The organism is Nostoc linckia z4, from assembly GCF_002608075.1.
GTDB lineage: Bacteria > Cyanobacteriota > Cyanobacteriia > Cyanobacteriales > Nostocaceae > Nostoc > Nostoc linckia.
In genome coordinates, this window is record NZ_LAHA01000034.1 from 102,682 (window position 1) to 111,017 (window position 8,336).

Consider the following 8,336-nt stretch of genomic DNA (forward strand, 5'->3'; position numbering starts at 1 on the left):
ATTACGAGTCCTACCATGTCTGAAACCACCCATCAAGAATTTTCACAGCAAAATCCTCTCTCCTTTGCTCTCTACAATTTTCATGTGCGAGAGGATCGTAATCTTCTTTACATTAACGATAATCCTGATGAACTGCGATTCAATTTAGAGATCAAAAATTCCTTCAGCGAAACAATTAAGTTGAGCCATACTCAATCAAAGCCAGAAGCCCCCAGCCCTAACAATTATCATATAGAGCTTAAATTCAGACCTAACCAACTCTCCCCAAGATCCCGTGAAAAGATTGATTTGAGTGAGGACAGTAAAGAGGGCTGGAGCATGAGCCGACCCTATGAAAATCGCGATCGCACGGTTTCGCTTTTTCTTCTCAAGCGAAAGGATGAGCTCGTCATCGAAAAAGAAGGAACTAAATTGATTACATTGGCTGGTCTCGGCGCGAATTCTACTGACGGAGCAAGGGTCACTCAATTAGAAATAAATTATAAAGATTTCTACTTTGCACAGGAAAAATTTGATGAAAATGCTAACACAGAACGAAGAGCTATTGACTCTCAAACGCAGATAATCATTCTCACAGTTCTCAATTATTCCGGTAAAAGAGCGGCCAGTTTGACTGTTACGTTTGCCTATGCAGCAACCCTTCTCAATAATGGTTCAAATAGCGAACCTCTCGTACTTCAGATTGTAAATACAGGATCAGATGCAATTACTTTAAACGAACATTCGAGGTTTGAAATCACAATTGATGCACAAGGAGATAGGGAAGAACCTTGGGCGCTTGCCAAAAAAGATGAGGCAATAATTTCTAAAATTTCTATTGGAAAAGAACTAATTCTTGAAAAAGAACTAAGTCAAAAGTACTGGCTTATAGAAGAGCCAAAACCAGATTTAGAAGATCCAACCTGGATAATTAGACCCAACTTCGCATGGAATCAAAAGGATGGTGAACAGGATCGGGTAAAGCAATTTACCTTTAAACAGAACGAGGACTTCTTCATTACAATAAGCAACTTTAAATCCTCACTTCGTCCAGGTATTGGGAATTTGTATGTAGCCTATTACAATTTGCCAGGATATATGGATGGAAAAAGAATACTGAATGTGACTAAAACCTGTATCACTGAGCGGAAGGGAGGAAAAGATGCTGATGGACAGATTGGGATTAACAAGTATCCTGACTCTAAAACTCAACTAGATGTAAAGGGAAAAATAGCGTCAGATTTCCTGGAGGTGAAGGGGGACGCGGTGGCAAATTCCCTCACGGTCAACAATACCGTGAGTGCCAGAAAGTTTGAGGGGGAAGGTGCATTTGTAACAGGCATGATTATTATGTGGAGTGGAGCAGCAGATGGAATTCCAGGAGGCTGGGCGCTGTGTAATGGAGATAATAATACGCCAGACTTGCGCGATCGCTTTATCGTAGGTGCTGGAAAAGAACACAAATTGAATGATTATGGTGAGCCCGATGAGCATAATCATTCAATAGACTTATCCAAAATAGAAGTTAATATTTCAAGGAATGGAAGTCATAGTCACGGCTTTCCAAGTGCCTGGTACAATCGTGATAACGCTACTCGAGAAGACACGCCCAACTTCAATGCTATAGATAGAGGAAGCGACAATATTAGGGACTCTTCTACACAAAGTAACGGCGATCACAGTCATTCTGGGACTATAAATCCCCACACCCTTAATAGTAACCCCAGTCAAGCCAATCGACCAAGATGGTACGCTTTGTGTTTCATTATAAAGATTCGGATGAGGGATATATTAGCAACTGGATCTGAAGATATAACACTCAGAAGATGTGATAAAGGCATAGACTGGTATACCTCAACAGGATACAAGCTGTTCTTTCAGAAGGACGGCAATCTGGTTCTCCATAACATTAAAAATTCCAGTAAAGAAGAAGCAGTTTGGGCAACGGGTACCTACACAGTCCCAAATAACGTAGCAGAAACCTTTAAAGCTTTAAAGGATGGGAACTTCGCTCTCTTTAACTCCAAAAACGATATGATCTGGTCTACCAATACCAGTGGAAAAAATCGCTTAGTTCTGGAGGAAAGCGGTAACTTAGTCGTATATTCCCAAAAGGGTGAAATAGTGTTTCAGACCGAAACCACAGATGGAGCTAAAAAGACCACTGAGGCAGCTAAGAACTGGCAGAAGTAGGTATGAGTAATTCACCCTCACTGACTCTTGGTTTTCAAGCAGAATTCGCCTTGGGCAATCAACCAACTTCCGTGCTGCTGGTTGTTGAAACTGACCCTGGTTCCCAACAGAAAAAAGTCTACCTTATCCTTCAGCAACGACGATTTGAATTTGCCACTCTTTCTACTTCTACAGACTCATTTGCGGGGTTTACTGCTGCTTATCGCAATGAAAATGGCGATTCTGTCGATATTGCAGAACTCATCAGCGATCTCATTCCTAGCATCGCCGATCAACTGCCCACCGGGTTAGCGTTCTCTCTTGAGCAAGTTTTCCTAGCTTATCAAAAAGCTCCTGCCTCAGCTAAAAACAAACCCCAAGCATCCCCTACTTTTTTAGTGGGTGCTACATTGGGACTCGATATCAACCTCGCTGATTTGCCCCTCATCGGCGACAAACTCCCCACTGACTTCACCCCCCGCATCAATGGCATCCAAATTCTCTATGCCTATCAAGACATCTCCGCAGAGTTAATCAACACTCTGAAACTACCACAGGGTCTTTCATTACCGTCCGTCTCTTCTAGTAAACAACAGGAAACAGAAAAGCCTCCTGCCTTGCACTCAGGACTATATCTGAGTGCTAACCTCACTTTGGAAAACAGCCCGCAATGGGTCACTTTGCCCCTCTGCCGCAGCAAAAAAGATAGGTCTAGTGCTGCCTCTTCTCAAACGGGTAAGATTACCAATACTGCAAAGGCTGACGCTACCACACAGGAGTCTGAGATATCAATCTCAAAAAGCGAGCAAAACCCTAAAAACGAAAAATTCAAGGCATTAGCCCAGGCTCCTCCTAACGTAGATGACACTATTACCTGGATTGACGTTAACAAAAAGCTGGGCCCCCTCACCATGCAACAGGTGGGTATGCAGTTCCAGAACTCAGAACTGTGGTTTTTTCTCAATGCTTCCCTCTCCTTTGGCGGCATTACCCTTTCCTGCAATGGCTTAGGCGTTGGCTCCTCTCTCACCGAGTTCAAACCCAAATTCCGGCTGAACGGACTGGGCATTCACTACTCTGGCGGAGGCTGTCTAGAGATTGGTGGTGCCTTGCTCCGCAAAACCATGAACCTGAAAGACGAACAAGGCGCAATTCAACTAGATGGCAACGGAAATCCTATCACTTATGAGGAATACAGCGGTGCCGTGATTATTGGCACCAGTTTTAAAGGTAAAAAGATTACCCTCTCCGCAATTGGCTCCTACGCGGAAGTCAAAGGCGAGGCATCGCTGTTTATCTTTGCTCTGCTAGATTATCCTCTTGGGGGCCCTCCAGCCTTCTTTGTGACGGGTTTAGCCGCAGGCTTTGGCTACAACCGTCGATTAAATCCGCCTGAAACTGTTGAAGCTGTTGAAGACTTTCCTTTTGTGAAGCTTGCAATGGGGGGTGAGGACAAAGGTAAAGACCTGCTACAAATACTTGATAGTTTAGGATCTTACATTCAGCCTGCCTCAGGCGAGATGTTTTTTGCCATTGGCATTAAGTTTACCTCCTTCAAGATTATAGATGCCTTTGTTCTACTCATCGTTAAACTGGGTAAACGTACAGAATTTCATATTTTAGGGCTAGCCTCCCTCGTTGCACCGCCTGGTGCAGTTGATTTGGGTATTGAACCGGTTGCAGAAGCTAAACTTGCCCTCAAAGCTGTTTATATTCCCGATGAAGGAGTTTTGCGGGTTGAAGCAAACCTGCAAAAAGGGTCTTACATCCTGTCTAAGAAATGCTATCTCAGTGGAGGCTTTGCCTTTTACAGTTGGTTTTCTGGCGAGCATGAAGGAGATTTTGTTCTCACCTTAGGGGGGTATCATCCTAAGTTCAAAGTTCCTAGTCACTATCCCCAGGTGCCACGACTCAAGCTGGAGTGGCAATTGAATGAAAACCTTTCGATTAAAGGAGAAGGGTACTTTGCCCTCACCGCTTCCACATTAATGGCAGGAGTCTGTCTGGAGGCTAGCTTTGAACAAGAAAGCGTCAAAGCTACCTTCAAAATTGAAGCTCACTTCCTGATTGCCTGGAAGCCCTTCTATTACGAAGCCACTGTTGCTTTGGAAATCAGAGCCTCTGTCAAAATTTGCTTTGAAACCGTTTCGCTGGATATCCGGGCAAGTTTACAAATATGGGGGCCGCCCTTTTCTGGCAGAGCATTCCTGGAAGTTGGCCCTGTATCCGTCGAGATGAGGTTTGGCAGTTCTTTGCCTCCCAGACCCAAAGCCCTTACCTGGCAAGAATTTAAAGCATCTCTGCTCCCAACAGATAATGCCATCTGCAACATTACAGTCTGCGACGGACTGATTCGGAAACTTGAGCGTAACAAAGTAGAAGAGTGGATTATTAACCCCAAAGAATTTGCTATTTCTACCGATTCCGTGATTCCGTCTACTGCCAGTAATATGGCTGATCCTGCTCAGTATAAAAATTGGGAGAGGAAAATTTCGCTCCGACCGATGGACTTGAAGCCAAGCTTGAGCAGTACGCATAAGATTGAAATTAGACGTAAGGATGAGCTAGTTAATCAAGAATTTTCCTGCCAGCCGGTTTTCAAGAGAGTACCAGCGGCCTTGTGGGGCGAAGGCTTTATTCCCAGAGATCCCAATGCTCCACGGTTTATAGATAATGCATTATGTGGGTTCAATATCACTCCTAAACCGCCAGAGAACCCCCGGGAAAGTCAAGAGATTGCATACAAGAAACTATTGTTAGGCGATCCAATTTCTGGCAAGGCTTATCAATGGGAAGCAATTGATTTGCCCAGTTTAAGGTCTGGAAGTGCATCAGATACGAAAAATCTGAAACAGGAAATAAATACAGAGACTATTCGGAACAAGCGCAATATGCTCTTGCAAAACCTGGGATTTTTACCGGATCGAGATGTCACGATCAATGGAGTTTTTATAGAGGAATTGCTGGGTGAGCCTCACTCGATCAATTCATCTAACAATCCCAAATAATTGGAGTTTGATGGTTATGACAGAGACGAGCGTGACACCCCAAGCGGTGCAATTTATTGAGAATGACCAGCCCTCATTGCAGTCAGGTGCGTATACCGTTACTGTCAGCCAAACCCTGAGTCACTCTGAAATTGGAGGATCTGATACAAGGTTTTCGAGTACCCGCATCTTCCATGTGGAGGGAGATCAGTTTTCCCTTAACCCACAAACGGTTTATTCAGTCTTTCCTGCTGCTAGCAGTAGAGGAAGTTATACCAACGTACTCCCCAGTATAATCCTGAAGCGGAGTACTCTGCCCTGGGAACGCCGCGCCGCGCTACCTGCCTGGGAAAAATGCAAGGCTTCAGAAGAAACTTCTGAAAACTCTCACAATTCGGGAGCACCCTGGTTAGCTTTGCTGTTGTTTCATGAAGACGAAGTGGCTCAACCTGAAGTGGTTACTGTGGGTAAACTCTCACCTCCTCCTCAACCATCCCCTACCCAAAATAAAGAAGATCCTGTTTCTCTGCTGCAAATTCCTACAGAACTTCTGAAAAAGCTGCTTCCCTCTGCCGCAGATTTAAAACTACTGTCCCATGTGCGAAAAGGAACCCATGAGGATGGTAGCAAAATTGAACTCTCTGTCGTTATCGGCAATCGACTACCCAAACCCGGTATTAATACCGTTCACTTGGTTTCTTTAGAGTATTTCTTTGGCTTGAAAGTAGAGTCGGAGACTCCTAAAAAGCAGGAGGAACAGAAACAGAAAGTAGACAAGGATAATGGCACTTTTACGGGTATTGTTTCTCTGCATAGTTGGGACTTTGTTTGTGAAGTAACAAATGCCCAAGACCATTTCAGAAACCTGTTAACTAGTTTAGATGTAGGGACTTTGAAGCTGGCTTGCAAAGATGACAAAGATGGAACCGTCAATCCTTATCTCAACAAGGGTTATGTCCCCCTCAAGCACCACCTCCGTAACTTTCAAACCACTGTTTCCTGGTATCATAGCCCTCTCTTACCGGGTAAAAATCAACAACCGTTTTCATTTGAGTTTCCCGTTAGAGCTGCCGATCGGCTTCTAGTTTACGATCGAGAAATTGGGCTGTTTGACAGTTCCTACGCTGCTGCATGGCAACTTGGTAGGCTCCTGGCACTGCAAGATAAATCTTTGTCTATAAATCTATTTAATTGGAAACGCCAGTATCTTCAACGGAAGATTGTGAATAGGGATACCCTGCACAGTGCGGATGGGAATAAACCTTCTAGTCAGCCTACAGAAATTGACAAAAATTCCATTCAGCTTTTGTTTCAGTCCCAGCGAACAAATACTACATCTGGTGATGTGCCTCAGAGCATTCTTGCTTGGTTTAAAAATCTGATTTTATTGGATAGTATCCCTTTTAATTATTTAGTGCCTGAACCATGCTTACTTCCCTTAGAGTCCCTGCGGTTTTTTCAAGTAGATACTACCTGGTTAGCGTGTGTAATTGATGGTGCTTTTGGAATTGGAGATGTTCTAACTCAGGAAGCGTATTATCAGCAATGTAAACAAAAGGTTTTATCTTATATCCAGAATTCAGAAACCGTTACGGGTTTTTTGTTGCGATCGCAAGCGATCGAACATTATCCTAGCCTAGAAATCAAAGGCATGGATCATCAGAAAAAAGTACTTAAGTGTCTGAGGTTGGAACGGCTATCTAACAATGTGATGATCTGTCTTTTCTCAGGAGTTGTGACCTCCATCACAATCAACCAAAAGCCTGAAGCGCTGCATTTTGGGTTTAAAGCGGATGCTCAGCACAGATTTGTTACTTTGCGAGAACCTACAACAGGTGATTTTTTAGCAAACGCTACATATCGTAAATATGAACTCGAAGACAGCCATTGGCTAGATACTAGCTTGGGCGTGTTGAATATGGTTCAGTTATCTCAGGGTATGCAACAGGCTGTGAACAGTAAGAATCCTTTCACTGCGCTAGAGTTGGCCGTAGAACTACTTGAAGGAACTTGCATTGTTCAGTTTGCTCTGGAGAATTGTTAGGAAATTTAGAGAAATATCATATCAAACCTTTGACCGCATTTCTTTGGAGATGATTTTTCGAGGTTTGTACCATTTTAGTGTTGCTTACGACAAAGGTAACGCCGATGACCCTATTAAGTACTTTGCTGCTAAAGAGAATCAAGATTTAGGAATTGTAAAAGCGCTGTGAAAGTCAGTCTCCAAGCTGGATTTGTCTCCTTTTCCTGCACCCTCTTGACAAAAGTGCAATTACCTTAACCTCTCACTGATGCCCTGAACTCTAGCTTAATTCTTCCAGTAGAATAAGTAAATGAAAAATGCTTATACTGCAATTACCAAGCAATGAATTAATAAGCCCCTAGTTTTAGACTAACTAGGAGCTTTTTTATTGATTATCCATTGGATTTAGTGGGTATATCACCAGAAGTAACAGCATTCATCCTCAAGGTTATTAATAATTGGTTCTGTTGGAAGATTCTATGTCAATGTTGGGATTGTTATTGTGTATTTGTCAGTGAAAAACGTCTATCAAGTTAACAACAATGAATATTCTTGCTTGGATTGTTTTAGGTTTAATTGCTGGTGCTATTGCAAAAGCTATCTATCCCGGTCATCAAGGCGGTGGAATCTTAGGAACAATCTTATTAGGAATTATCGGTGCTTTTGTTGGTGGTAGTTTGGGTGTATTCTTCAGTACAGGAACCTTGACATTAGCCGCCCCCACACTCAGCATTCCCGGTATTGCAGTAGCAGTTCTTGGCGCAATTGTCGCTGTTTTCTTGTGGAACTTGCTAAATCGTCGCAGTGCAATCTAAGAAATTAAATTGGAATTAATTAATAGTAAATATCAGGGAATTCATTTAACTATATTTTCTCCCTGAATTTAAATAAAATAGTAGCGCTTGCCTGTATTTAGGTGGGCGCTAATATTATGAGACTGTTGGCGAATAAGAGAGGGGTATTACCCCTCACAGAAGAAGGGAGTAATTAGTGAGCAGAATGATTGTGTGACAAACATGGCATAAATAATCAAGTATATGACTCTTCATCCGCAAGATAGGTCATCCATTCCAGAAACGACAGCGCAGGTGGCAGGAAAATCCTTTCCCAAAGGAAACGTGTATATGAAAATGCGGGATGAACTTGGAGTAATGTACAAAGACAATGACTTTGTA

At 43.0% G+C, this 8,336-nt stretch carries 4 protein-coding genes and 1 pseudogene; all 5 read left to right on the forward strand.

Going from position 1 to position 8,336, the window contains the following annotated elements; genetic code table 11:
• Positions 1-15 precede the first annotated feature (15 nt).
• The 5 genes and pseudogenes from VF06_RS23920 (at position 16) to VF06_RS23940 (ending at position 7,976) form a co-directional block, all read left to right on the forward strand.
• Positions 16-2,172 carry a hypothetical protein gene (locus VF06_RS23920; protein ID WP_099068141.1) on the forward strand — a complete coding sequence of 719 codons (2,157 nt, stop codon included), beginning with the start codon at positions 16-18 and terminating at the stop codon, positions 2,170-2,172.
• 2 nt (positions 2,173-2,174) lie between these two features.
• Entirely contained in the window at positions 2,175-5,159 is a 2,985-nt protein-coding gene (locus VF06_RS23925; protein WP_099068140.1) for a DUF6603 domain-containing protein, read from the forward strand.
• A 16-nt stretch (positions 5,160-5,175) separates the two neighbouring features.
• A complete protein-coding gene (locus VF06_RS23930; protein ID WP_099068139.1) occupies positions 5,176-7,182 on the forward strand; it encodes a hypothetical protein in 2,007 nt (668 codons plus the stop codon).
• A 28-nt stretch (positions 7,183-7,210) separates the two neighbouring features.
• Positions 7,211-7,348, forward strand: a pseudogene (locus VF06_RS42900) (IS4 family transposase); the annotation flags it as partial.
• A gap of 355 nt (positions 7,349-7,703) precedes the next feature.
• Entirely contained in the window at positions 7,704-7,976 is a 273-nt protein-coding gene (locus tag VF06_RS23940) for a GlsB/YeaQ/YmgE family stress response membrane protein (RefSeq protein WP_099068138.1), read from the forward strand.
• Positions 7,977-8,336: the final 360 nt, after the last annotated feature.

Coding starts and splice junctions, on each gene's coding strand:
- VF06_RS23920 (WP_099068141.1), top strand. CDS start 16: ATGTCTGAAACCACCCATCAAGAATTTTCACAGCAAAATCCTCTCTCC.
- VF06_RS23930 (WP_099068139.1), top strand. CDS start 5,176: ATGACAGAGACGAGCGTGACACCCCAAGCGGTGCAATTTATTGAGAAT.
- VF06_RS23940 (WP_099068138.1), top strand. CDS start 7,704: ATGAATATTCTTGCTTGGATTGTTTTAGGTTTAATTGCTGGTGCTATT.
- VF06_RS23925 (WP_099068140.1), top strand. CDS start 2,175: ATGAGTAATTCACCCTCACTGACTCTTGGTTTTCAAGCAGAATTCGCC.